This is a genomic window from Rhodococcus sp. IEGM 1372, from assembly GCF_030056835.1.
In the GTDB taxonomy this organism is placed as follows: Bacteria; Actinomycetota; Actinomycetes; order Mycobacteriales; family Mycobacteriaceae; genus Rhodococcoides.
The window spans coordinates 1-354 of record NZ_JASHKS010000094.1; the positions used below are offsets into that span (position 1 = coordinate 1).

Genomic DNA, 354 nt, shown 5'->3' on the forward strand with positions numbered 1-354 from the left:
CGTCGAGCAGCACATCGAGACGGTACTGCGCCTTGAGGGCGATGACAGCGAGAACCTTCACCGTCGTCCCTGTTCCCTCAAGGCCCGCAATTTTCCCAAGTACGCCACCTGCGTCCGCAGCCGCTCGTTCTCCTCACGCAACCGGTCGAGCTCGCCGGGATCAGAACTCGACGACGCCGGTCGACGTCCCGCCCGCTTCGGTCGTAGCGCCTCGTCGCCGTCGCGGCGATATCCCCGCACCCACGGATCGATGATTCTCGCCGACGACAGTCCGTACTCACGTGCCAGCTCGATCTTGCTCTCCCCAGCCAGAACACGTTGCACCACAGCAAGTTTGAACTCGAACGAGAAGTG

At 63.0% G+C, this 354-nt stretch carries 1 protein-coding gene; it reads right to left on the reverse strand.

The features are described 5' to 3' along the window. Positions 1-57: 57 nt before the first annotated feature. Positions 58-354 (reverse strand): helix-turn-helix domain-containing protein (locus QM590_RS25810; protein WP_269596915.1); only part of this gene is annotated, 297 nt, incomplete at its 5' end.